Annotated in this window: 19 protein-coding genes; 9 read left to right on the forward strand and 10 right to left on the reverse strand. The window is 64.6% G+C overall.

Annotated elements, in window-relative coordinates; genetic code table 11:
* Positions 1–32: 32 nt before the first annotated feature.
* The 7 genes from ACYVHC_RS18450 to ACYVHC_RS18480 form a co-directional block, all read right to left on the reverse strand.
* Positions 33–1178, reverse strand: a complete 1146-nt coding sequence (locus ACYVHC_RS18450) for an efflux RND transporter periplasmic adaptor subunit (RefSeq protein ID WP_460615269.1) — start codon at positions 1176–1178, stop codon at positions 33–35.
* Complete coding sequence (locus ACYVHC_RS18455; RefSeq protein ID WP_460615270.1) at positions 1162–1776, reverse strand: hypothetical protein; 615 nt, start codon at positions 1774–1776, stop codon at positions 1162–1164. Before ACYVHC_RS18455 ends, ACYVHC_RS18450 begins: the two co-directional genes overlap by 17 nt.
* A 1-nt stretch (position 1777) precedes the next feature.
* Positions 1778–3022, reverse strand: coding sequence for a TolC family protein (locus ACYVHC_RS18460; RefSeq protein ID WP_460615271.1), 1245 nt, complete (start codon positions 3020–3022; stop codon positions 1778–1780).
* 102 nt (positions 3023–3124) lie between these two features.
* A complete protein-coding gene (locus tag ACYVHC_RS18465; RefSeq protein ID WP_460615272.1) occupies positions 3125–3670 on the reverse strand; it encodes a heavy metal-binding domain-containing protein in 546 nt (181 codons plus the stop codon).
* A gap of 43 nt (positions 3671–3713) precedes the next feature.
* A complete protein-coding gene (locus ACYVHC_RS18470) occupies positions 3714–4445 on the reverse strand; it encodes a DUF305 domain-containing protein (protein WP_460615273.1) in 732 nt (243 codons plus the stop codon).
* 50 nt (positions 4446–4495) lie between these two features.
* Positions 4496–5458 carry a heavy metal-binding domain-containing protein gene (locus ACYVHC_RS18475; protein ID WP_460615274.1) on the reverse strand — a complete coding sequence of 321 codons (963 nt, stop codon included), beginning with the start codon at positions 5456–5458 and terminating at the stop codon, positions 4496–4498.
* A gap of 334 nt (positions 5459–5792) precedes the next feature.
* On the reverse strand, positions 5793–6281 hold the full coding sequence (locus tag ACYVHC_RS18480) for a hypothetical protein (RefSeq protein ID WP_460615275.1): 489 nt from the start codon (positions 6279–6281) through the stop codon (positions 5793–5795).
* A gap of 378 nt (positions 6282–6659) precedes the next feature.
* Between ACYVHC_RS18480 and ACYVHC_RS18485 the strand changes: the two genes are divergently transcribed.
* The 6 genes from ACYVHC_RS18485 to ACYVHC_RS18510 all read left to right on the forward strand — a co-directional run bounded on the left by ACYVHC_RS18485 (position 6660) and on the right by ACYVHC_RS18510 (position 15811).
* Positions 6660–8933 carry a heavy metal translocating P-type ATPase gene (locus tag ACYVHC_RS18485; protein ID WP_460615276.1) on the forward strand — a complete coding sequence of 758 codons (2274 nt, stop codon included), beginning with the start codon at positions 6660–6662 and terminating at the stop codon, positions 8931–8933.
* Positions 8934–8937: 4 nt separating this feature from the next.
* The gene (locus tag ACYVHC_RS18490) at positions 8938–9315 is read left to right on the forward strand and encodes a cupredoxin domain-containing protein (RefSeq protein ID WP_460615277.1); all 378 of its coding nucleotides are present in this window, start codon (positions 8938–8940) and stop codon (positions 9313–9315) included.
* A gap of 361 nt (positions 9316–9676) precedes the next feature.
* Positions 9677–10828: a DUF4856 domain-containing protein gene (locus ACYVHC_RS18495; protein WP_460615278.1), complete on the forward strand. Its 1152-nt coding sequence runs from the start codon at positions 9677–9679 to the stop codon at positions 10826–10828.
* A gap of 48 nt (positions 10829–10876) precedes the next feature.
* Entirely contained in the window at positions 10877–11986 is a 1110-nt protein-coding gene (locus tag ACYVHC_RS18500; protein WP_460615279.1) for an imelysin family protein, read from the forward strand.
* Complete coding sequence (locus tag ACYVHC_RS18505) at positions 11986–13353, forward strand: HTTM domain-containing protein (RefSeq protein WP_460615280.1); 1368 nt, start codon at positions 11986–11988, stop codon at positions 13351–13353. The genes ACYVHC_RS18500 and ACYVHC_RS18505 overlap by 1 nt, the downstream gene beginning before the upstream one ends.
* The gene (locus ACYVHC_RS18510; RefSeq protein WP_460615281.1) at positions 13334–15811 is read left to right on the forward strand and encodes a TonB-dependent receptor domain-containing protein; all 2478 of its coding nucleotides are present in this window, start codon (positions 13334–13336) and stop codon (positions 15809–15811) included. The genes ACYVHC_RS18505 and ACYVHC_RS18510 overlap by 20 nt, the downstream gene beginning before the upstream one ends.
* Positions 15812–15871: 60 nt before the next feature.
* Here the strand turns inward: ACYVHC_RS18510 and ACYVHC_RS18515 are convergent, their stop codons facing one another.
* Positions 15872–16162 (reverse strand): hypothetical protein, encoded by a 291-nt coding sequence (locus ACYVHC_RS18515; protein WP_460615282.1) that lies wholly within the window; start codon positions 16160–16162, stop codon positions 15872–15874.
* Between the two features lie 313 nt (positions 16163–16475).
* Between ACYVHC_RS18515 and ACYVHC_RS18520 the strand changes: the two genes are divergently transcribed.
* The 3 genes from ACYVHC_RS18520 to ACYVHC_RS18530 all read left to right on the forward strand — a co-directional run bounded on the left by ACYVHC_RS18520 (position 16476) and on the right by ACYVHC_RS18530 (position 20826).
* A complete protein-coding gene (locus ACYVHC_RS18520) occupies positions 16476–18074 on the forward strand; it encodes an amidase (RefSeq protein WP_460615283.1) in 1599 nt (532 codons plus the stop codon).
* A 200-nt stretch (positions 18075–18274) separates the two neighbouring features.
* Positions 18275–19483, forward strand: coding sequence for a metal-dependent hydrolase family protein (locus ACYVHC_RS18525; RefSeq protein WP_460615284.1), 1209 nt, complete (start codon positions 18275–18277; stop codon positions 19481–19483).
* A gap of 11 nt (positions 19484–19494) precedes the next feature.
* Positions 19495–20826 carry a Zn-dependent hydrolase gene (locus ACYVHC_RS18530; RefSeq protein WP_460615285.1) on the forward strand — a complete coding sequence of 444 codons (1332 nt, stop codon included), beginning with the start codon at positions 19495–19497 and terminating at the stop codon, positions 20824–20826.
* 767 nt (positions 20827–21593) lie between these two features.
* Here the strand turns inward: ACYVHC_RS18530 and ACYVHC_RS18535 are convergent.
* Positions 21594–22004 (reverse strand): DUF6691 family protein, encoded by a 411-nt coding sequence (locus tag ACYVHC_RS18535; RefSeq protein ID WP_460615286.1) that lies wholly within the window; start codon positions 22002–22004, stop codon positions 21594–21596.
* 12 nt (positions 22005–22016) lie between these two features.
* Positions 22017–22577 carry a YeeE/YedE family protein gene (locus ACYVHC_RS18540; protein WP_460615287.1) on the reverse strand — a complete coding sequence of 187 codons (561 nt, stop codon included), beginning with the start codon at positions 22575–22577 and terminating at the stop codon, positions 22017–22019.
* Positions 22578–22579: the final 2 nt, after the last annotated feature.

Consider the following 22579-nt stretch of genomic DNA (forward strand, 5'->3'; position numbering starts at 1 on the left):
GCCGTTAGCGGTTCATCGCGGGCAGCTGGTGGCTACTGATTAAGGTAGATGGACTTGAGCTGGTAGGTGCCGGCGGAAACCACCCGGTCGTTTTCGTTGACCTGCCCCTCCGCCAGCACGGTTTGCTCGCCCGTCACGGCCCCCGGCTGCACAAAGCGAATCTTGAAGCGCTCGGGCTCAGTGTGCACAAACACCACGGGCTTACCATTCAGATCGGTGATGGCGGCGGTGGGCACCACGAGCTGGGGTTTGCCCCCGCCGGTCTGGCCTACGACCTGCACGTTCACGGCCTGGCCGGCGCGGTAGGCGCTGCCCGGCTGGGCGTCGAGCTCCAGTACCAGCTGGCGAGCCTGGTTCACGGGGTTGACCACGTTGCTGAACACCACCAGCCGGGCCGGCACACTGGCTTGCCCCTGCAGGCCTTCAACCCGGAATTGGGCGCCGGGCGTGACTTTGGCCAGGTCCTGGGCAAACACCTGGGCTTCCACGCGCAGCTTGCCGGGGTTGATAACCCGAAACAGCTCCTCGCCCTGGCCGACCTGCTGGCCGACGGCCAGGTTAAACACGTCCACGGTCCCGCTGATGGGTGAGGTGATCGTCACGCGGCGCTGCCGGGCCTGGCCGTTGTAGATGGCCGCGTTCTGCCGGGCCTGGCGCAAACGCAGCTCGGCGGCCACCACGTCCTTGCGGGCGGCAATGTCGGCGATGCTCTGCAGGCGGGCGTAGTCCTGCTGGGCGGCGCGCAGTTCGGCCTGGGCGTTGGCCCGCTCGGTGCTGAGGCCGATCTGCTGGGTGGCATCCAGGGTTTGCTCGATGACGGCCAGGGTCTGCCCGGCCCCCACCGACTTCCCGACTTGTGCGGCGAGGCTCACGATGCGCCCGGTTTGGGGCACCACGATGCGGCCTTCGCCGCCCGCGGCCGCCGCTACCGTGCCGTAGAGCGTGGCCCGGCTGTAGGTCGTGGAGTAGGCCGCCAGCTGGGTGCGCACCTCGAACAGAAACTGGCTTTCCTTGGGCAGCAGCACCTCGTCGGTGAGGGCCACGCCGGTGCTGGCCTGGGCTTCCCCGCCGTGGTCTTCGCCGCCGTGGGCCTGCACCAGGCCCGGGGGAGGCAGCAGCAGAGTCAACACCAGGCCGGCGGCGGTGGTAACCGCCAGAAATTTATGCGTGGTTTTCATAGACGGCGGGGGTAGAAGTGGAAACTGGAGCGGCCGGGCGGCGCCGGCGCAGCAGCAGGAAAGTCAGGGCAATCCCCAACGCGAAAGCGCCCACTAACGCCAGGATCGTTTTCCCGGAAGAAAACAGCCCGGGAGCCTCGGCGTGTGGGGCGGCCGCTACGGGCAGCTTCTGCCCGACGTTGATACCTTCGAGCAGCAGCAGGTCCGCCTGTTCTCCCGCCACGATGTTGAGGGCGAAACTGTAGGCTTTATTGGCCGGAAACTTTCCTTCGACCAGGTAGCTGCCCGGCTCCTGCTCGGTTACCGCCCACTGCAGGGTGGCATCTTCCGGGTTAGTCAGGGTCAGCTTGGCGCCCTTGATGGGGGCGTTGGTGGCGTAGTCGGAGAGGAACAGGCGCAGGTCGGCGGGCTGGCCTCCTTCCAGGGGCTCGTAGCGCAGCAGCACCTCGAACTGCTCCGAGAGTGCCGCCACGGAAAAGGAGGTAGCCCCGGCCGGCGTAGATGCTTTTGCTTCGTCGCCGTGGTCTTCGCCCCCGTGGGCCTGGGCTTTCCCGCTCAGCAGGAGCAGGCCTAGCAGCAAAATCAGGAGTTGTTTCATGTTATTCACCCCGCAGGTAGTTAAGTTCGATGAGGGCCTGGCGGTAATCCCGGATAATCGTCAGGTAGGTATTCTGGATGGCAAAGGCCTGGTTTAAACTCAGGATGAGCTGCAGGTAGCTGGCTTCCCCGGCCCGGAACAGGCGCTGAGACTGGCTGATGATGGCCCGCGACTGCGGCAGGCCGGTTTGCTCGTAGTAACCCAGCGAGGCCCCAAACTTGCGCGTGTCGGCCAGGGCCTGCTCGTACTGGGTGCTCAGCTCCAGGCGCTGGGTTTGCAGCTGGTAGCCGGCGGCCTGGGCGCGGGCCGTGGCCGCCTGCAGCTGGGCGCGGTAGGTCCACAGCCAGAGGGGCACCGACAGGCCAAACTGAAAGCGGTACTTGAGTTGGGAGTTCTCAAAGGCCTGGTTCTGATAGCCCAGCGTGAGGGCCGGCGTGCGCCGGGCCCGTACCAGGCTGATGCCCGACTGGCTCAAAGCCACGTTCTGGGTGGCGGCCGCCAGCGTGGGGCTGGCCGCCAGGGCCGTGCTGTCCTCGGTGGGCAGGCCCGCAAGCAACGCCCCGCCCGTCTGGGCCAGCTCCGGGCCGCTACGGCCCAGGTCGGTGCTGGTGGCGAGGGCCGCGGTGGGCTGACCGAGCAGCAAGCCCAGGCGGCGCTGGGCGGCTTGCCGGTCGGCAGTGGCCTGCAGCAGCAGCACGCTCACCTGCCGGGCTTCGGCGTCGGTGCTGATGCGCTGCAGGGAGGTGACTTCCCCGGCGGCGAACAGACGCTCAGTAGCCAGCCGCAAGACCTGAAACAGGCTGTCCTGGTAGGTGAGCTGCCGCACCTGGGCCTCGGCGAACTGCAGATTCAGATACGCCAGGCGGGTGTCGCGCAGCACGCTGGCCCGGCTTACGTCGCGGTTGCGCTCGGCCAGCGTGATGCCGGCCTCGGCTACTTGGCGCTGGCGCCGGTACACGTTGGGCAGGTCGATGGTTTGCACCACGCCCGGCGCCCACATCTCGCCCGTGGGGGCCGAGAACAGGAAGTCCGGGTTGGCCGGGGCAAACGAGCCCCGCTTAAGGGCGCGCTGCTCCGCAATTTCCCGATCCGACTGCCGCAGCCGGGGGTGGCGGCGCAGGGTCAGGGCTACGGCGCTGTCTAAGCTGATGACGGTTTGGGCGCGCGCGGCCTCGAAGCTGAATCCCAGCAGAAGGGCCAGAACCAGCAGAAAACGCCCGCTGCATGTCAATTTCGGATACTTCATAGATTCAGGGTAGAACGAGCCAGTGGGCCGCCCGCCGTTGCAGCGGCAGACGACCCCGACCAAGCGGGTCGGGACGCCCGGCGTCCGAAAAGCCCGCGCCGGCTAGGACTTTTTCACCAGGGCCATACCGCACTTCGGGCAGCTGCCGGGCTGGGCGCTGGCCGAGCCTTCGCAGTTCATGGGGCAGGTATAAGCCGTGGCCTTGCCGGCTTTGGCGGCCGCGTCAAGCTTATCAAAGCGGGCGCTGAGCAAGCTACCGTTGGCTTTCACACTCACGATGGCCGTGCGCAGGGTGGTGCCGGCGGGCACGGCGGCCACGAAATGGTTGCCGCTCGGCGTCAGCTTCACGCTGGTGGTTTTGCCCGCCGTGCTCAGCAGCAGGGCCGTGCCGGTGGAGCGGGTCAGGGGCAGGGTTTTTTCGTTCTCGTCGAGCAGGTACACGTGCACCCCTCCGGCTTGCTGCACCAGCTCGAGGTGGTACTTGCCGGCGGTGCGCACCGTGCCGCCGTGGGGGGATTTATGGGCGTGGGATTCGCTGGCTGCCTGGTGGCCGTGGGCGGCGGTGCCGGGCTTGTGGCGGTGCTGGGCCAACACGGAGAAGGGCGCAGCCAGCAGGGCAGCGAAGAGGAGAGCTTGCGAGAATTTCATCAGTTGGGGGTTAAGAAATGAGGGGTGGGGCTGGGCGGCGGGCCTACATCTTATCGCCGTTTTTGCTGCGCCAGTCCTTGAACTGCTGGATTTCCTTTTCCTGGGCCGTTATCATCTGCTGGGCCATCTCCTTGAGCTTGGTGTCCTTGCCGTGGGCCAGCTCCGCTTTGGCCATGTCCACCGCGCTTTGATGGTGCACGGTCATGAGCAAGTTAAAATTCACGTCGGGGTCAGCTACCGGCTGGGGCATGTTCTGCATCATTACGTCCATCGAGGCCTTCATCTTGCTGGTGAAGGGGTCGGAGAGGTCGGAGGGCTTGTAGTTGGTAGGAGCGTTGTCGAGACGAGTGGCGGCGGCCTCCAGGGCGGTGATTTCCTGAAGCTGGTCGGCCTTGATTTTTTCGGCCATCTGGCGCATGGTAGCGTCTTTGCCGTCGCGCAGCTGGATGTCGGCCATCACGACCGCGCCCTTGTGGTGCTCCAGCATGTGGTGGGCAAAGTCGTGGTCGGTGTTGCCCTGAGGCTTGGTGGCATGCATCTTCTGCATCATCGCGTTCATGGCCCCCAGCTGCGGGGAGGCACCGGCTGCGGCCGCCCCGTCGTGGCCCATGGCCGAGTGGTCCATGCCGGCCATGTCGCCGGTAGCGACGGTGTCGGTGGCAGGCATTTCAGTTGGGGTGGTCGCCGTGGAGCCAGCGGTTTTGTCGCTGTTGCAGGAGGCGAGTAGCAGGGTGCCCGAGCAAAGGGCCGTGAGGAAGAAAGCAAACTTTTTCATGGGATTGGGTTGGGGCTAAGGAAAAGTGAAATGGGCCTAAGCACTTGTGCTTAGCTAGCAGCCGGGTTCTTCACGTTGATGGTGAAGTCGCCGGTGTGAATCTTGCCCGCGTGGTTGAACTGCAGGAAGACGCGGTACAGGCCGGGCTTTTCGAAGTTGGTGTTAAAGCCGATGTTCGGGCCTTTATCGGCCTGGTCATTGGGGTGCACGTGCAGGTACTGCTCCGTGTCCTCGCTGATGACCACCACGTGGCCCAGGGCGCCGAGGTAGTTGGCCAGGTCGGTTACCGGCTGCCCGCCTTTGGTGAGGTTGATTTTCATGCCCAGCAGCTGGCCCGTGGTCAGCGGCTTGTCGAAGGAGAGCGTGGCCTGATAGCCGTCTTTGTCCCACTGCATATCGTCGTTTTTAAATTTCACCGGGGCGTAAGCCGGGCCCTTCACCGTGAGGGGCTGGCGGCCGAGCTGATGGCCCGAGCCCGTGGGCGTGTAGTCCTGAAACAGCACGTAGTCGCCGCCCTTGGGGAAGGTGTACTTTACTTTGTAGTCGCCGGCCGCGGTGTATTCGGGGTGCTCGTGGTAGAACTGGCCTAAGTCCTTGCTGACGATAATGAGGTGGATTTTTTTCTCGTGCACCACGGCCAGCGGCACGGGGGCTGACTCGTTTCCAATTTCATAGGGCGTGAACCTGAGGGTCGTGGGCTGCCCGGCAGTGACTTCCGTGGGGGTGGGCACGAGCTGCATCTCATAGGTTTTGCCGCTCCCGGCTACTTTGTCATTGTGCTCCAGGTTCATGCCGCACTTGGGGCACTTGTCGCCCTCCTTGGTGCTGGTCACTTCGGGGTGCATGGGGCAGGCGTAGGTGTGGCCGCCGCCGTGCTCAGCGGTGCCTTCGGCCGGGCCGGTGGTAGGTGTAGTGACGGTGTCAGTCGCGCTGCTCGATTCCGCTTCGGAAGAACAGCTGCTAAAAGTGAGGACGCCGGCCAGAGCCAGCAGGGAAAACGGTAAGCGGTACATAAAAAAGGGGTTGGGTTGATCAGGCAATTGCCCTGGCTTCAGTCGCCCGGGAGCTCCTAGCGCGGCCTCAGGTTTGCCACTGCTGCCCGAGCGCGCAGCCCAGCACAGGGGCAACCACGGCGCACCAGCAGGTGGGAAAGCAGGCGGCGACCCGGTCCTTGGGGAGCGGGGCCACCGGCTGCCTTGCAACAACGCTTCTTTGTTGGGCAGGGGTAAACCAGGAAGAGGAGGGAGGGGGTGGCGCAGCCGGGCGCCGGGCGGACACGACAAGGCAAAGGCCCGCCCCGGACATAGCAGAGCTATGCCAGGGCGAGCCTAGGGCGCGTCAAACCAATCAGACCGTCAGGGACTGAATAAAAATGCGGATGTCGGGTATTTTGGGGGGCAGGTGCTCGCCGGGCACCAGAACAACCGAATGGGTGCGGTCCCACTGTCCGGCAACGGGCCGGAAAAAGAAGTCGTTGCTGGCGGGCAGCAGCGCGGGGGCAGCCGTCAGCAGCTGCTTTTCAGCGGGCGTGGTGAGCGACTTGAGGATAGCCGCGGAATTGTCCTTGCAGCAGTCCGACTTTTTGGAGGGGTCTTTGGACTTGCTGTCGGGGCCATGCTGGGCCTTGGCCGGCTTTTGCTTGGTGGGGGCTTTGGCGTGGCCGTGGCAGCCGGGGTGGCTGGGCTTGGCCGCCGGGGTAGCCTTGGCCACCGCCACGGGCGCAGCCAGCACCGGATTCAGGGTTGCGCACCAGCACTGGCCCACGAACACGTTGACGAAGACGAGCAGGAGGCTCGTCGCCAGCAAACGGCGGAAAGGCAGCAGGGTACGGAACATGACAAGCGTTAAGCAACCGCAAAAGTAAACTTCTCCACGAAAGAGCGGTACGGCTTATTTACCCCGTTTCTAGGTAAAGAGTTTCCCGGCGTCCTCCCGGCGCCCGGCGCTGATCCGCATAATGTGCCACACTTGAGTTGATGCGCAGCTTTTGATCAACAGAGCCGGAAAAGCCCAGTACCCCTGACTACAAAATTATGCAAGTCGGCGGCCGGATTATGTAAACCCATTCGTGACGGGCTGCGTGCAAATTATGCAAGTTTCGAGTGAGATTCCGTACCAACTCTCTGGAAGGGTAGCTGTTCTTTTGTAAAGTGCTTTTAAGCCCTGGGCGTCTTCATTCCCGGGCTCTATACGGCAGTAGTACTGTTTATTCCTATGGAACCAACTACCAAAACTGAAACCCTCGACATCGAAGGCATGACCTGCGCCTCGTGCGCGTCCTTTGTCGAGAAGTCCCTGACCCGCACGCCCGGCGTGCAGCGGGCCGTGGTCAACTTTGCCACGGAAAAAGCCACTATCGACTACCTGCCCACCCAGGCAACCCCTGCCACGCTAAAGGAAGCCGTGGTGAATGCCGGCTATGGCGTAAGCGAGCGGGCCCCGGATACCAGCGCCGCCGATCGGCAGGCGGAAATTGACGAGCAAAAGGCGCTGGCCTACGTTAAGCTCAAGCGCCGCTTCTGGGTAGCCACGGGGCTGGCTGTTGTGATTATGCCGCTGAGCATGCTCATGCTCTGGCCCGCAATGATGCAGCGCCTCAACATGCAGTGGCTCAACTACGGCCTGCTGGTGCTCACCCTGCCCGTGCTGCTCTACAGCGGCCGCGAGTTCTTTACCTCGGCCTGGAACGGCTTCAAGCACCGGGCCGCCAACATGGACACCCTGATTGCCGTGGGCACGGGGGCGGCGTTTCACTACAGCCTGGCGGCCACGGTGGTGCCGGGCTGGTTTATGCGCCGGGGCATTATGCCCGAAGTGTACTACGACACCACCGCCACCATTATCGCCCTGATACTGCTGGGCAAGGTGCTGGAGCTGCGGGCCAAAACCCAGACCTCGGCCGCCATCAAGGCCCTGATGGGCCTGCAGGCCAAAACGGCCCGGGTGGTGCGCCCCGACGGGCAGGAAGTCGACGTGCCCATCGAAGAGGTGCAGCTCCAGGATGTCATTGTAGTACGACCGGGCGAAAAGGTGGCCACCGACGGCGTGATTGAGGAAGGCCAGTCGGCCGTGGACGAGGCCATGCTCACGGGCGAGAGCCTGCCCGTGGAGAAGAAGGCCGGTGATCCGGTGTTTGGGGCTACGCTCAACAAGACGGGCTCCTTCCGCTTCCGCGTGACGAAAGTGGGTGCCGACACCATGCTCTCGCAGATTGTCAAGCTGGTGGAAGATGCCCAGGGCAGCCGGGCCCCCATCCAGCGGCTGGCCGACAAGGTCAGCGCCATCTTCGTGCCCACCGTCGTGGTCATTGCCATCCTCACGTTTGTGCTCTGGTTTGACCTGGCCCCCGTAGGGGTGCGGCTGCCCCTGGCCCTGGTTAACTTTGTGGCCGTGCTCATCATTGCCTGCCCTTGCGCCCTAGGCTTGGCCACGCCCACGGCCATCATGGTGAGCACGGGCAAGGGCGCCGAGCACGGCGTGCTGATTCGCAACGCCGAAGCGCTGGAGAAAGCCTACCAGGTGAACACCGTGCTGCTGGACAAAACGGGTACCATCACCCGCGGCGAGCCGGCCGTAACTGACTTCGTGCCGGCCGAGGGGCAGGACGCAACGCACTTGCTGCAGGTAGTAGCCGCCGTGGAGCGGCAGAGCGAACACCCCTTGGCCGAGGCCGTGGTGCGCTACGCCGATGCCCGGCATGCCGCCGTGGTTTCTGCCACGGGTTTTAAGGCCATCGAAGGCAAGGGCGCCCAGGCGTTCGTGAACGGGCAGGTGGTGCTCATCGGCAACTTCCGCCTGCTCGACGAGGCCGGGATCAGCCCGTCGCCGGCCGTACGCCGGCGGGCCGACGAGCTGCTGGCCCAGGCCAAGACCGTCCTGTACGTCGCCGTTGACCAGCAGGCCGTGGGCCTCGTCGGCGTGGCCGACACCGTGCGCGAGACGTCGGCCGCGGCCATCAAGCGGCTGCAGGGCCTGGGCATTGAGGTGATGATGATGACCGGCGACAATCCCCAGACGGCCGCCCAGGTAGCCGAACAGGTGGGTATCAAGCGTTACTTTGCCGAGGTGCTGCCCAGCGGCAAAGCGGGCAAAGTCAAGGAGCTGCAGGCCGAGGGGCGCGTAGTGGCCATGGTGGGCGACGGCATCAACGACGCGCCGGCCCTGGCGCAGGCCGACATTGGGCTGGCCATGGGCGGCGGGACGGATGTGGCCATGGAAGCGGCGGGCATCACGCTCATGCGCTCCGATTTGCAGGGGGTGGTGACGGCCATTGAGCTCTCGCGCCAGACCATTCGCACCATCAAGCAAAACCTGTTTTTCGCCTTCATCTACAACACGCTGGGCATTCCGGTGGCCGCCGGCCTGCTCTACCCCTTCTTTGGGCTCCTGCTCTCGCCCATGCTGGCGGCCGGGGCCATGGCCCTGAGCTCCGTCTCGGTGCTCACCAACTCGCTGCGGTTGCGCAGCTTTGCTCCCGCTAAAAACTAACGCCATGGATACTACCGCAATCATCGTGACCCTGATGGGCCTGGCCCTGGCTGGCTTCGTGGTCTGGTACTTCTTTTTTTCTGCCCGCCCGGTGGTCAGCGCCGTTTCCTCCGCTACCGGGGTGCAGCAGGTCGACATCCTGGTGCAAGGGGGATACTCCCCCGATGTAATTGAAGTGAAGCGGGGCCAGCCCGTCCAGCTGAACTTTTACCGGGCCGAAGAAAATACCTGCTCGGAGCAAGTGCTCTTGCCGGACTTTAGCATCCGCCGGGACCTGCCGGCCTTTCAGACTACCCTGGTGGAGCTGCTGCCCCAGCAGGCCGGCACCTTTGCTTTTACCTGCGGCATGGGCATGCTCCGCGGGCAGCTGGTGGTCAAGTAAAAGCTCCCGCGCGCTCCTGCTGGCTACCTGGCCCGCGCGCTTGGGGCTCTTTCCCAGCTGCCTTCTGCCGCGAAGTCCAACAGGTCGGCCCTCTGGCAGTTTGAGAAACGAAAAGCCGGGCCCGACCGGGCCCGGAAGTAAGCCAACAAAGACTACGCGTTAGCCAGCTGAAATAGGCTGTTGACCGGCGTGGGTTGGGGTAAGTGCCTTTATAGGAGCGCCCCGGGAGGTAAAGAATGCCTGAGGCTGAGGTAGAGCAGGAGGAGTAATTAGAAAAAGTCTAAGTAAATCCTGCTCTCTATTTGTAATATTTCCAAATAAGGAAATACCTTTGCCGCATCATTCCCCTAACCCTTGCTTTATGTCGTTTAAATACGCTTCGCTGCCGCTCCTCGCCCTCGCCCTTGGCTTCACTTCCTGTGACAGCAAGGACAACGAGCCAACGCCAGCCCTGCGCCCCAAGATGGATGCCAGCTCCCTGACGGCCACATCGCGGTATACCGAGTCATTCAAGGATGCCAGCGGCCAGAGCACCGTTGATCTGGGAGCCGCCGCCCAGCGCCTGAACATGTTCTCGGAGTTTAACTCCTACATGGCCCTGGTGGCCGTGGCGCCCCCGGCTACCCCCCAGACCCTGGACGTCGCCAAGCTGCGGGGCCTCTACGCCAACACCGGCAGCTTCTTTACGGGAGCGGGCCTAAACACCGCTGGCTTCTCGCTGCGCACGGGTACGGCCGCATCGTTTGCTGGCACGTCGGCCGAGGCCGCGCGCACCTACATCGATAACAACATCACCAAGCTGGCCACCGCCAGCGAGTCGGTAAACCAAGTGGCACTGCCCGGCTCGGCCGGCCGTCTGGGCCGCTACCTGGTCGACGAGAACGGCATCGAGGTAAACCAGGTGATTCAGAAGGCCCTGATCGGGGCCGTGCTGCTCGACCAGATCGACAACGTGCTGCTGACCGACAACGCCCTGCAGGCTAACAACAGCCAGCTGGTAGAAGGCAAAAGCTACTCCGAGCTGGAGCACAACTGGGATATGGCCTACGGCTACCTGACCAGCAATGCCATCATGACCACGGACATCAACCAGACGCCCCGCGAGCGGTTCCTGGCCGGGTACCTCAACGAGAAAAACGGCCCCGCCTCGCCGGGCGTGTACATGGCCTTCCTTAAGGGGCGCGCGGCCATCGTCAACAATGATGCGGCCGGCGTAAAAGCCCAGGCCACCATCATTCGCACGGAGCTGGAGAAAACAATTGCCCTGTCGGCCGTGTCTTACCTGGCCAACTGGAAGGCGGCAGCCGACCCGGCGGTGAAAGCCCACGCCCTGGGCGAGGGCCTGGGCTTTATTTACTCCCTGCGCTTCTGCACCAAGTTTGGGGCCGATGCCGCCTTCTCGGACTCGTTGCTGTCGGGCCTGACGTCCGGCACGAACGGCGCCTGGAGCCTGACCAATGCCCAGGCTGACGTGGCCATCAACGCCATCAAGGCCAAGTTCAACCTGCAGTAATCCGGGTGCCGCCTAGCCTGTAGGCCCCGGCCACTCTATCCGCTTCTCATGAAAAAGTTTCTTCTGTTTGCCCTGACCCTGGTGCTGGTGGCCGTGGGCCTGATCAGCTGTCAGAAAGACGCCGGCGGCGCGCCCGAGCCCAGCACGGGCCCCGACCGCCGGGCCCTGCTCACGCACTGGGCTGACAGCCTGGTGAAGCCCGGCTACCAGCGCTTCAATGATAAGTTAGGGGTCCTGAAGGCCAGAACCACGGCCTTTACCGCCGCGCCTACCCCCGCCACGCTGGGCCTCCTGCGCCAGGCCTGGCAGGAAGCCTACGTGGGGTGGCAGCAGGTGGAGCTTTACGAGTTCGGGCCCGCCGAGCAGGTCAGCCTGCGCAATCACTTCAACATCTACCCCGCCGATGTGCCCGGCATCAACCGCAACATCAGCAGCGGCAGCTACAACTTTGAGCTTTCCTCGGCCATTCCCCAGCAGGGCTTCCCCACCGTGGACTATCTGCTTAATGGCGTAGCGAGCGGGGACGAGGCCATTGCCCGGCAGTACGCCGCCTCGGCCAATCACCGCCAGTACCTGACGGACGTGGTTGCCAAAATGGAGCAGACCTTCGCGCCGGTATACACGCAGTGGAACGGCACCTACCGGGAAACCTTTATCCAAAGCACCGGCACCGACGCCAGCTCCTCCCTCTCGCGGGTGATCAACGCCTACTCCCAGTATTTTGAGCGCTACCTGCGGGCCGGCAAAATCGGCATTCCCGCCGGGGTTATGACCGGCACGCCCCTGCCCGAGAAGATTGAAGCCTATTATAGGGGCGGGGCGCTGCCCCTGCAGCTGGCCACCACGGCCCACGCTACGGTGCAGCGGTTTTTCAACGGCCGCCCCGGTCAGCCCTCGCTGAAAAGCTACCTGGATGCCCTCGACGCCAAAGACAGCCGCACGGGCCAGGGCCTGACCGGCATCATCACCACCCAGCTTGACGCCTCGGCCCAGCAGCTGGCCGCCCTCGGCCCGGACCTGCACCAGACCATAACCGCGCGCAATGCTGCCGCAGTCTCGGCCTACAACGAGATGCAAAAGGCCGTGCGCCTGCTCAAGGTGGACATGACCTCGGCCCTGGGCATCACCGTGACCTACGTGGATAACGACGGCGACTAATGCCCACCCGCTGGCTTTCTGCCTACCTGCAGCGCACTACCGCTGCCGCCCCGCTGGCTACGTTCCGCATGGCTTTTGGCCTGCTGGTACTGGCCAGCGTGGTGCGTTTCTGGGGGAAGGGCTGGATTGCGGAGCTGTACCTGCAGCCCAAGTTCTTTTTTACTTACTACGGCTTTGAGTGGGTGCGGCCCCTGGGGGGCTACACCTACGGGCTGTTTGCTTTGTGCGGGCTCTGCGCCCTGCTCGTGGCCCTGGGCTACTGGTACCGGACCGCCGCCGTGGGCTTGTTCCTGAGCTTTACTTACATCGAGCTCCTGGACAAAAGCACCTACCTCAACCACTACTACTTTGTGAGCCTGGCGGCCCTGCTGCTGGTGCTGCTGCCGGCGGGCCGCTACTTTTCCCTGGATACCTACCGGGAGCCGGCGCGCTGGCGCAGCGAGGTGCCGGCCTGGACGGTGGACGCGCTGCGCCTGCTCCTGGGCATCGTGTACGTGTACGCCGGGCTGGCCAAGCTGAACTCGGACTGGCTGGGGCAGGCCATGCCCCTGCGCATCTGGCTGCCGGCCAAAAACGATCTGCCCCTGGTCGGGCCCCTGCTGGGCCAGCCCTGGGTGGCTTACGCCTTCAGCTGGTTTGGGGCGCTCTACGATTTAACGGTGCCGTTTTTTCTGCTTTACCACCGCACCCGCCCCTGGGCCTACGCGACCGTGGTGGTGTTTCACGTGCTGACGGCGGTGCTGTTTCCCATCGGCATGTTTCCCTACGTGATGATGGTCGCAGCCCTGATCTTTTTTCCCGCCGCCTGGCACGAGCGCCTGCTGCGGCGCCTGCGGGCCCTGGGCCGGCTGGCGCCGGTTACCCCAGGGCCGCCGACTCCGCTGCAGTACGGCCCCGCCCGCCGCCGCCTGCTGCTGCTCGCGCTGGGGGTGTTTTTCACCGGGCAGCTGCTGCTGCCGTTTCGCTACCTGCTCTACCCCCACGAGCTGTTCTGGACCGAGGAGGGCTACCGGTTTTCCTGGCGCGTGATGCTCATGGAAAAGATGGGCCAGGTGCAGTTCAAGGTGGTGGACGGCGTCACGGGCCGGGCCCGGCTGGTCAACAACTACGAGCACCTGAGCGTGCTGCAGGAGAAAATGATGAGCACCCAGCCCGACATGCTGGTGCAGTTTGCCCACTACCTGCGCGACTACTACGCCCGGCGCGGCGTGCGCCGCCCCCAGGTGTACGCCGATGCCTACGTGAGTTTAAACGGGCGGCTGGGCAAAAGCTTTATTGACCCCACGGTGGATTTGGCCCGCGTCCGCGACGACTGGCGCCCCAAGTCCTGGATTTTACCTTTTGACGATGAGATTACCGGTTTATAGTGCCGTGCTGACGGCGAGTGTGCTCGCCGGCTTTTCCGCCGCGGCCCAGCAGGTACGCTGGCAGGGCCGGGTGCGCGAAGAAGCCACCGGCCGCCCCGTGGCCGGCTGCGAGGTGTACGTGCGCGGCTCCCGCCAGATTGCCCGCACCGACTCGGCCGGTTTGTTTACCCTGGCCCGGCTGGCGCCCGGCCGGCAGCTGCTGCAGTTTTCCTCCATCGGCCACGAGCCGCTGAAAGTGGAGGTACTGGTGTCCGCGGACGGGAGCATCCCGGAGTTTACCCTAACCCGCCGGGAGCGGCAGCTCCAGGAAGTCGTGGTGGCCGCGCCCCAGGCACGCTTCGGGCCCCAGCGCCTGCGGGAGGTGGAAGGCACCGCCATTTTTGCGGCCAAGAAAACCGAGGTGATCGTGCCCGACAGCCTGGTGGCCAACCTGGCCACCAACAACGCCCGGCAGGTGTACTCGCGGGTGGCGGGACTCAACATCTGGGAAAGCGACCAGGGTGGGCTGCAGCTCAGCATCGGCGGCCGCGGCCTCGACCCCAACCGCACCAGCAACTTCAACGTGCGCCAGAACGGCTACGATATCTCGGCCGATGCCCTGGGCTACCCCGAAAGCTACTACACCCCGCCCGTGGAAGCCGTCAAGCGCATCCAGCTGGTGCGCGGGGCCGCCTCCCTGCAGTACGGCACCCAGTTCGGGGGGCTGCTCAACTTTGAGCTGCGCGCCCCCGAGCCAACTAAAACCGTCGCGGTGGTGTCCCGGCAGACGATGGGCTCCTTTGGCTTTTTCAACTCCTTTAACAGCGTAAGCGGCACGGTTAAAAAGCTGAGCTACTACGCCTTCGCCCAGTACAAGCGCGGGGACGGGTGGCGCCCCAACAGCCGCTTCGACAGCAAAACGGCCTACGCCGATCTGCGCTACCAGTTCACGGAAAACCTCAAGGTAGGCGCCCAGGTGACTCACATGAACTACCTGGCCCAGCAGCCGGGGGGACTCAGCGACCGGCAGTTTGCCGACGACCCCCGGCAGAGCAACCGGGAGCGCAACTGGTTTGAAGTCAACTGGAACCTGTTCAATATCTCGGCCGACTGGAAGTTAAGCTCCCGCTCCCAGGTAAACCTGACCACGTTCGGGCTGCTGGCCTCGCGCCGGGCCCTGGGCTTCCGCACCAACTTCGTGGAGCGCCCCGACGCTGACACCCAGCAGCGCGAGCTGATCACCGGCGACTTCCGCAACGTGGGGGCCGAGGCGCGCTACCTGACGCGCTACGCGCTGGGGGCTACGAAAAGCGGGGTGCTGCTGGTGGGCACGCGCCTGTACCGCGGCTTTAACCACAGCCGGCAGGGCGCCGGGCCGGCCGGGCGCCGGGCGGAGTTTCGCTTTGAGGAGCCGGGGGCGGGCCTGAACGCGCCCTCGGCCTCCTCGGACTACCGCTTCCCGAATCACAACGCCGCCCTGTTCGCCGAAAACATCCTGTACTTCGGCGAGAAATTCTCGCTCACGCCCGGCGTGCGCCTGGAATACATCCGCACCCGCGCCCAGGGCACGTACCAGACGGTATCCCGGGACCTGGCCGGCAACATCACCGCCGTGCAAACCACGGCGGAGCAGCGCACCAGTTCCCGCACGTTTGTTATCGGCGGCCTGGGCGCCAGCTACAAGCCGGTGGAGGGGCGCGAGCTCTACGCCAACGTGTCCCAGAACTACCGCTCCATCACTTTCGGGGACATGCAGATTGTCAATAACTCGCTGGTGATTAACCCCAACCTGCAGGACGAGCGCGGCTACTCCGCCGACCTGGGCCTGCGCGGGGAGCAGGGCCAGTGGCTAACCTACGATGTGAGCGTGTTTGCCCTGGGCTACAACAACCGCATCGGTGAGATTGCCACCTACGACGCCTTCGACCGGCCCTACCGCTACCGCGACAACATTGGCCGGGCCCTGATTCTGGGCCTGGAAGCCTACGCCGAAGCGGATGTGCTCCAGGTGCTGCGGCCCGGGCGCGAGCCCGGACCCTGGCGCTGGTCCACGTTCGGCAACGTGTCGTTGATCCGCAGCCGCTACACGCGCAGTGCCAACCCCGAGGTGGTGGGCCAGCAGGTGGAGTTTGTGCCGAACGTCAACCTGAAGGCCGGCCTGCAGGGCGGCTACGGGCCGGTGAAGGCGTCCGTTCAGTTTACCTCGCTTTCCGACCAGTTCTCGGAAGCCACTAATGCCGACAACAGCCCCCGGGATGCGCGTCCCGACCCCACGGCGGCCGTCGTCGGGCTGATTCCCGCCTACCGCCTGCTGGACGCTTCCGTGTCCTGGGAGCGGCGCTGGCTAAAGCTGGAAGGCAGCATCAATAACCTGACCAACGCCCGCTACTTTACGCGCCGCGCTACGGGCTACCCCGGGCCCGGCATCCTGCCCTCGGATGGGCGCAGCTACTTTCTGACCGTAGGCGTGAAGTGGTAACCCGCGGCTAGCCGCTCCGCCAGGAAGGTTGGCCCCGGCCGGTTTCAGGGGGGGCGGGGGCTAGTGCGGCCGCTTTTGCCTCAACGCGCAGTAGGTCCAGGTGCCGGCCCAGGCGGCCAGGATAGGCAGCGCGGCCGAGGCCACCGTGTGCCCAGCTGGGCGAACACGGGCTCGGGGCAGGCGCCGGTCAGCGCCCAGCTTAAAGATGATGCAGCCAATCCAAGTGCCGTGGTTGTACTTTTTGTCGGAAATTATGATTTCCTGGCCGTTGATTGTTTTAAGAAGGTTGCGCTTGCTAAGCTGAATGGAAATTAGCCCTGCCTGAATAATCGGGCCGATAATGCCGTCCATGGGGTTCTTGTTACAACGGGGCGAAAAATGCGGACCGCCCAGGGCTGGTAGTCGGAATTTTCGGGCCTGGGCTACCTGGTGTTGTGCTCGCAGACCAGGCGCTTGACCGTGCACTCTCCGTCCCCGACGGCCACTACAAGGTGGTTGTGGACGGCCTCTAATTGCTTGACCTCGGCCCATAGCCTAGTCTTCGCTTCGGAACCATTCCCATCCGCGTCGTCCGGGGGGAAGCAATGGGGCGCGGTCGCACAAAGAGAACCACGAGGGCGCGGCGAAAAAACACTATTTTCGGACATCCTTCCCGCGCCCCGCCATGCTGCCAAAGATTGGTTTCCTGCTTTTTCGCTTGCTTAGTATTGCCTGGCTAGCCACCGGCTGCGGCCGTTCCGCCCCGCCGGAGCAGCCAGCGAACCGCCCGCCTTTCGACGTGACGGAGGCCTCGATTAGCGACGTGCAGCGGGCCCTGCAGCGCGGCGACTGCACTTGCGAGCAGCTCGTGCGGGCCTACCAGGCCCGCATTGCCGCCTACGACCAGCCCACCCGCCTCAACGCCATCGTGGTCACGAACCCCTCCGCGCTGGAAACCGCTCGGCAGCTCGACGCCGAATACCGCCGTAGCGGCCAGCTGCGGCCGCTGCACTGCACGGCCCTGATTGTGAAGGACAACTACAACACGGCCGGCCTGCAAACCGCGGCCGGCTCGGTGGCCCTCCGGGGCTTTGCCCCCGACGCGGACGCCACGGTGGTAAAGGCCCTGAAAGCCGCGGGCGCCATCGTGCTGGCCAAGTCCAACATGGCCGAGTGGGCCTTCAGCCCCATGGTCAGCATCAGCTCGATTGCCGGCGAAACCCGCAACCCCTACAACCTGGCCCACGTGCCGGCGGGCTCGAGCGGCGGCACGGCGGCGGCCGTGGCCGCCAGCTTCGGCACGGCGGGCCTGGGCACCGACACGGGCAACTCCATCCGCGGGCCCTCGTCGCACACCGCCCTCGTCGGGTTCCGGCCCACGCTGGGGCTGCTGAGCCGGGCCGGCATCGCGCCGCTCTACCTGCGCAACGACACCGGCGGCCCCATGGCCCGCTCCGTGGCCGACGCGGCCCGGCTGCTCGAGGCCATGGCCACCGGCCCCGACCCCGCCGACCCGCTCACCCACTACGGCGCCGGCCAGCGGCCGGCCGCGGGCTACCCGTCGTTTCTGGACCCCAAGGGCCTGCAGGGGGCCCGCATCGGGGTGCTGCGCACGCTGAGCGAGCGTAACCCCGACCCGCAGATAAAAGCCCTTTTCGAGCGGGCCGTGGCGGATTTGCGCCGGGCCGGGGCAACGGTCGTGGACGTGGAAATACCGGATTTTGACCGGGTGAGCGCCAACCAGTGGAGCTCCGTGTTCAAGCACGACGTCAACCAGTACCTGGCCGCGCTGGGGCCGCGTTCGCCGGTGCACAACATCGATCAGGTACTGGCCGCGGGCCAGTATTCGGCTTACATCAAGGAAAACCTGCAGGACGAACTAGCCCACGGCGTGAGCCCCAGCGCCGCCGAAGCCGGCCGCGGCGAGGCCTACACCGACCCGCGCCGCATCGCCTTTCGGGCGGCGGTAACCGCCGCCATGGATGCCCATAACGTGGGCGCGCTGGTGTACCCCACTTGGAATAACCCCCCGGCCAGAATCGGCGATCTTAAGGGCTACCAGGGCGACAACAGCCAGCTGATTGCCCCGCATACCGGGCAGCCGGCCTTCACGGTGCCCATGGGCTTTACCTACGACCAGCTGCCGGCCGGCCTGCAGTTCCTGGGCCGCTCATTTGCCGAGCCCACGCTCATCAAATACGCCTACGCCTACGAGCAGGCCACGCACCACCGCCGGGCGCCGGCCCGCTTTCCCGCGCTGCCCGGGAAAGGCCCGGTCCAGTAGGTTGTTTTCCCTCCAATCGCATGTCCCAAAGCCCCTTTGTGCTGCTTGCTTTCCTGCTGGTGCACTGTCCTTCCCAGTTGAGCGCCCAGGTGAAGGCCCTGCGCTTCGGCCAGGTGATTGACGGCCGGGGGCGGGTGCTGCCCAACGGCGTGATCCTGGTGCAGGCCGACCGCATCGTGGCGGTCGGCCCGGAAAAGGACGTGGTGATTCCCGCCCATGCTGAAACCAGCGACCTGCGGGCCTACACCGCCATTCCCGGGCTCATCGACGCGCACACCCACCTGACTTTTTACTGGGACCAAACGCCCGGCAGCACCCCGTGGCAGCAGCTGGGCACGCTAGGGCCGGCCGTGACGGTGTTTCTGGCCCAGGAAAACGCCCGCAAGGCGCTGGAAACGGGCGTCACCACCGTCCGCGACCTGGGTTCTTCCGACGGCATGGACCTGGCCATGCGCGCGCTCATCAACCGGGGCGCCATGCACGGGCCGCGCATGTTCGTGGCCGGCAATGGCCTGCACATCAGCGGACCGCCGGACATGGCGGGGGCCGTGCCCGACCCCGGGCAGTGCGACGGCGTGGCCGAGGTGCAGCACGCGGCGCGGCAGCAGCTGGCCGCCGGGGCCGACTGGGTGAAGATGTACGGCTCGACCGGCAGCGACCAGGACGTGACGGGCTTCCAGACCTTTAGTTACGAGGAGATGAAGGTCGCCGCCGACGTGGCGCACCGCGCCGGCAAGCGCATCGCCATTCATTCCTACGGCCCCGACGGGGCCCGCGACGCGGTGCGGGCCGGCACCAACACCGTGGAGCACGCCATTGACCTGGACGACGCCACGCTGGCCGCCATGGCCCGGCAGGGCACGATTTACGCACCCACCGTCGAGCACAACCGCTACTACATCGCCCACCGCGCCGAGTACGGGTACGACTCGGCCGTGGTGGCCGGGTTAAACCAGTACGGGGCCAAAAACTTTGCGACGGTGCAGCGGGCGGTGAAAGCGCACGTGAAAATGACCATGGGCTCGGACGCCGTCTTCACGGGCTTCGGCGAGAACACCCGCGAGCTCGCCTGGTTTGTCAAAGCCGGCCTGAGCCCGGCGCAGGCCTTGCGCACCGCCACCACCACCGGGGCCGAGATGTTGGGCATGGAAAGCTCCCTGGGGGCCCTCGCGCCCGGCTACTACGCCGACATCGTGGCCGTCGACGGCGACCCGCTCCAGGACATTCAGGTAGTTATCGAGCACGTGAAGTGGGTGATGAAGGGCGGGCAAGTAGAAGTCAACCGCACGGGCGCCAACCCCGCGGCGAGGGGCTGGGGCGGACGCCGGCCCCTGCACGCCCCGGTTTTAACCCAGGCCCGCTGGTTAACCCCTGCTGAGGGCTTGGCAGAGGCCGTTTCGCTTAACTAGAAAAAACCGTGATGAAAAGAAGAACCTTTATCAAGAATGCGTCGGTCATCGCCTTGGGTACCAGTGCCCTGGGCCTGCTGGGTGCCTACGGGCAAAGCGCGGCGGCGGGCACCCCCTTGCGGGTGAACGAAGCGCGCCTGGTGGCCCGCCTGGCCGACCTGGCCAAGTTTGGCCGGGACGACCGAGGCCACGGCTACCGGGTCGCGTTTACCAAAGGAGACATCGACGGAAGAGCCTGGCTTATCGCGCAAATGAAACAAGCGGGGCTAAACCCGGCCATCGATGCGGCCGGCAACATTGTGGGCAAGCGGCCCGGGAGCAATCCCAAGCTTGCCCCCATTGCCTTTGGCTCGCACATCGACATGGTGCCCGACGGGGGCAACTACGACGGCCCGCTGGGGGCGCTGGGCGCGCTGGAAGTCATTGACGTGCTGAACGAGCGCAAAATGCGCACCGAGCACCCGCTGGAAGTTATCATTTTTTCCAACGAGGAAGGCGGCACCGTGGGCAGCATGGCCATGGCCGGGGGCTTAACCCCCGCGGGGTTGCAGCAAAAAAGCCAAAGCGGGCTCACCATGGCCGAAGGCATCCGGGCGATTGGGGGCAACCCCGACAACATCCAGTCGGCGGTCCGCCAAAGGGGAGCCCTGCGGGCCTGGGTGGAGCTGCACATCGAACAAGGAGGAATTCTGGCGCGGGAAAACGTTCAGATTGGGGTGGTGGAAGGCATTGTGGGCATTGTGCATTGGGAAGTCACCGTGGAGGGGTTTGCCAACCACGCCGGCACCACCCCCATGAACGCGCGGCAAGACGCCTTGCTGGCGGCGTCCCGGCTGGTCATCGCCGTCAACGAAGTTGTCACCTCGGTGCCCGGAAACCAGGTGGGCACGATTGGTAAACTAGCCGTCACCCCCAGCGCCTACAACGTGATTCCCGGCAAAGTGGTCCTGGGCTTGGAAATCCGGGATTTGGACGCCGCTAAAATCGAAACGCTCTTTCAAGAAATCGAGCGCCGGGCGGCGGCCATCGCCACGGCCAGCCGCACCACCATCCGGTTCGAGAGGCAAGCCAACGCCTCCAAACCAGCGCTCACGGATAAGGCATTGCAGCAAGCGGTCCAGACCGCGGCCAAGGGCCTGGGGCTGAGCACCAAGCTGATGCAAAGCGGGGCCGGCCACGATTCCCAGGAAATGGCCGTGATTGCCCCCGTGGCCATGATTTTCGTGCCCAGCGTAGGGGGCATCAGCCATTCGCCCCAAGAATTGACCAAACCAGGGGATGTCGCCAACGGCGCCAATGTGCTGTTGCAGACCATCCTGTTGATTGATAAGGCCAAATATTAATAACCAGCCCCAAAAGGGTATTTCCCATGGGCAGCTCGTCCTGCCGGTGTACGGTACCCAACTTCTTCCCCAGCAGGTCGGCCCCGGTACCAGTTGACAAATCGTTCGCCATTTGCTTCATAATAGGCTACTTATGCTGCCTTTCCGCCAGCTGATTACCCGTCTCTGATACGAGTACGCTTAAGTTGGCAGTTTCGCAACGGCCACGTCCGTTTAGAGCCTGTTCTGAGCTAGTGTTCTCAATCGGATGCACCAGCACGTCGCCGGACCAGCCGTGGCTTCGCTATAGAACAGGCGAGTCGGTTCGTCTTTGCTTTCTTCAGCAGCGACAAGTGATGGTAGCAAGGTATTTGTGCAAGGGTAGCTTGCACAAATGCTTCGTGCGGGTAGGCTTGGGCAAGGCGGCGTATGTACTTGAGATTGTGCCTCGAGAGCCCTTGCAGGGCTCAGAATTCGCGCTGCAGTTCCGTTGCTGATTAATCGGTGACTTTCGCTTCTCATCCTTGCTGGGCCTGCTGCTCCAGAATGAGGCGGACGAAGCGGCAGTACCAGACGAGCAGTTCGCTGGTGGCGGCCCGGGCCGCCCGCCCCGCATCTGGGCTCGGCGAATCTCCTGTTTTACCTCATTTAATAGACCGGCAAAAGCCGGCAGATCATTAGAAAGCAACATCAATAGAAGCCAGGAGGAAAGCTGGAAAAGACGCTGCGCAAGGATAAGCGGGTTGCGAAGCTAGTCCGGTTTCGACCGGTTTCAGGGGGGGCGGGGGCTAGTGCGGGAGCTTTTCGCGCAGGGCGCTGTAGGTCCAGGTACCGGCCAGGGCGGCCAGGATAAGCACCGCGGCACCGGCCACCCCGCTGCCCAGCTGGGCAAACAGGGGCCCGGGGCAGGCGCCGGTCAGGGCCCAGCCCAGCCCGAAGATGACGCCCCCGATCCAAGTGCCGTGGCTGTACTTTTTGTCGGCAAGGATGATGGCATCCCCACTGATAGTTTTGAGGCGGTAGCGCTTGATGAGCTGGATGGACACGAGGCCTACCAGAATAGCCGAGCCGATGATGCCGTACATGTGGAAGGACTGGAAGCGGAACATCTCCTGGATGCGCCACCAGCTGATAACTTCGCTTTTGGTCAGGATAAGGCCGAACAAGACGCCCAGCACCAGGTATTTCAGGTTTTTCATGAAGCAGGCGGGTTAAAACAGGAGAGGATACACCACCCAGGTCATGAGCAGGCCGCCGACAAAGAAGCCGACCACGGCCACCAGCGACACCCACTGCAGGTTGGCCAGGCCCGAAATGGCGTGCCCCGAGGTGCAGCCGCCGGCGTAGCGCGTGCCGAAGCCGACGAGAAAGCCCCCCAGCACCAAAAACACCCAGCCTTTCCAGTTCGTGAGGTTTTCCAGGGCGAAGAGCTCCTGGGGCAGCAGGCCGCTGAAGTCCGTCAGGCCCATCTGCGCTTGCAGGTCCCGCACGGTTTCGGGGGAAATAGCAATGTTTTCTGGGTGGCCCAGGAGCTGGTAGCCGATGAAGCCGCCGAGGCCGATGCCGAGCACAAAGAAGAGGTTCCAGATTTCCGCGCGCCAGTGGTAGGTCAGGAAGGGGATGCCGGCGGGCAGGCAGGCGGCGCAGACGTGGCGCAGCGAGGAGCTGATGCCCAGGGCTTTGTTGCCCAGGAGCAGCAGGGCCGGTACTGTCAGCCCGATCAGGGGGCCGGCCACGTACCAGGGCCAGGGCTGGCGAAGTAACTCAAGCATAG

Source organism: Hymenobacter seoulensis, assembly GCF_054780535.1.

What these genes read in the sequence shown, in the direction of transcription:
- ACYVHC_RS18455 (WP_460615270.1), bottom strand. Translation starts at nt 1,776, where the DNA reads ATGAAACAACTCCTGATTTTGCTGCTAGGCCTGCTCCTGCTGAGCGGG.
- ACYVHC_RS18475 (WP_460615274.1), bottom strand. Translation starts at nt 5,458, where the DNA reads ATGTACCGCTTACCGTTTTCCCTGCTGGCTCTGGCCGGCGTCCTCACT.
- ACYVHC_RS18480 (WP_460615275.1), bottom strand. Translation starts at nt 6,281, where the DNA reads ATGTTCCGTACCCTGCTGCCTTTCCGCCGTTTGCTGGCGACGAGCCTC.
- ACYVHC_RS18535 (WP_460615286.1), bottom strand. Translation starts at nt 22,004, where the DNA reads ATGAAAAACCTGAAATACCTGGTGCTGGGCGTCTTGTTCGGCCTTATC.
- ACYVHC_RS18495 (WP_460615278.1), top strand. Translation starts at nt 9,677, where the DNA reads ATGTCGTTTAAATACGCTTCGCTGCCGCTCCTCGCCCTCGCCCTTGGC.
- ACYVHC_RS18500 (WP_460615279.1), top strand. Translation starts at nt 10,877, where the DNA reads ATGAAAAAGTTTCTTCTGTTTGCCCTGACCCTGGTGCTGGTGGCCGTG.
- ACYVHC_RS18465 (WP_460615272.1), bottom strand. Translation starts at nt 3,670, where the DNA reads ATGAAATTCTCGCAAGCTCTCCTCTTCGCTGCCCTGCTGGCTGCGCCC.
- ACYVHC_RS18470 (WP_460615273.1), bottom strand. Translation starts at nt 4,445, where the DNA reads ATGAAAAAGTTTGCTTTCTTCCTCACGGCCCTTTGCTCGGGCACCCTG.
- ACYVHC_RS18505 (WP_460615280.1), top strand. Translation starts at nt 11,986, where the DNA reads ATGCCCACCCGCTGGCTTTCTGCCTACCTGCAGCGCACTACCGCTGCC.
- ACYVHC_RS18485 (WP_460615276.1), top strand. Translation starts at nt 6,660, where the DNA reads ATGGAACCAACTACCAAAACTGAAACCCTCGACATCGAAGGCATGACC.
- ACYVHC_RS18520 (WP_460615283.1), top strand. Translation starts at nt 16,476, where the DNA reads ATGCTGCCAAAGATTGGTTTCCTGCTTTTTCGCTTGCTTAGTATTGCC.
- ACYVHC_RS18460 (WP_460615271.1), bottom strand. Translation starts at nt 3,022, where the DNA reads ATGAAGTATCCGAAATTGACATGCAGCGGGCGTTTTCTGCTGGTTCTG.
- ACYVHC_RS18515 (WP_460615282.1), bottom strand. Translation starts at nt 16,162, where the DNA reads ATGGACGGCATTATCGGCCCGATTATTCAGGCAGGGCTAATTTCCATT.
- ACYVHC_RS18450 (WP_460615269.1), bottom strand. Translation starts at nt 1,178, where the DNA reads ATGAAAACCACGCATAAATTTCTGGCGGTTACCACCGCCGCCGGCCTG.
- ACYVHC_RS18510 (WP_460615281.1), top strand. Translation starts at nt 13,334, where the DNA reads ATGAGATTACCGGTTTATAGTGCCGTGCTGACGGCGAGTGTGCTCGCC.
- ACYVHC_RS18540 (WP_460615287.1), bottom strand. Translation starts at nt 22,577, where the DNA reads ATGCTTGAGTTACTTCGCCAGCCCTGGCCCTGGTACGTGGCCGGCCCC.
- ACYVHC_RS18490 (WP_460615277.1), top strand. Translation starts at nt 8,938, where the DNA reads ATGGATACTACCGCAATCATCGTGACCCTGATGGGCCTGGCCCTGGCT.
- ACYVHC_RS18530 (WP_460615285.1), top strand. Translation starts at nt 19,495, where the DNA reads ATGAAAAGAAGAACCTTTATCAAGAATGCGTCGGTCATCGCCTTGGGT.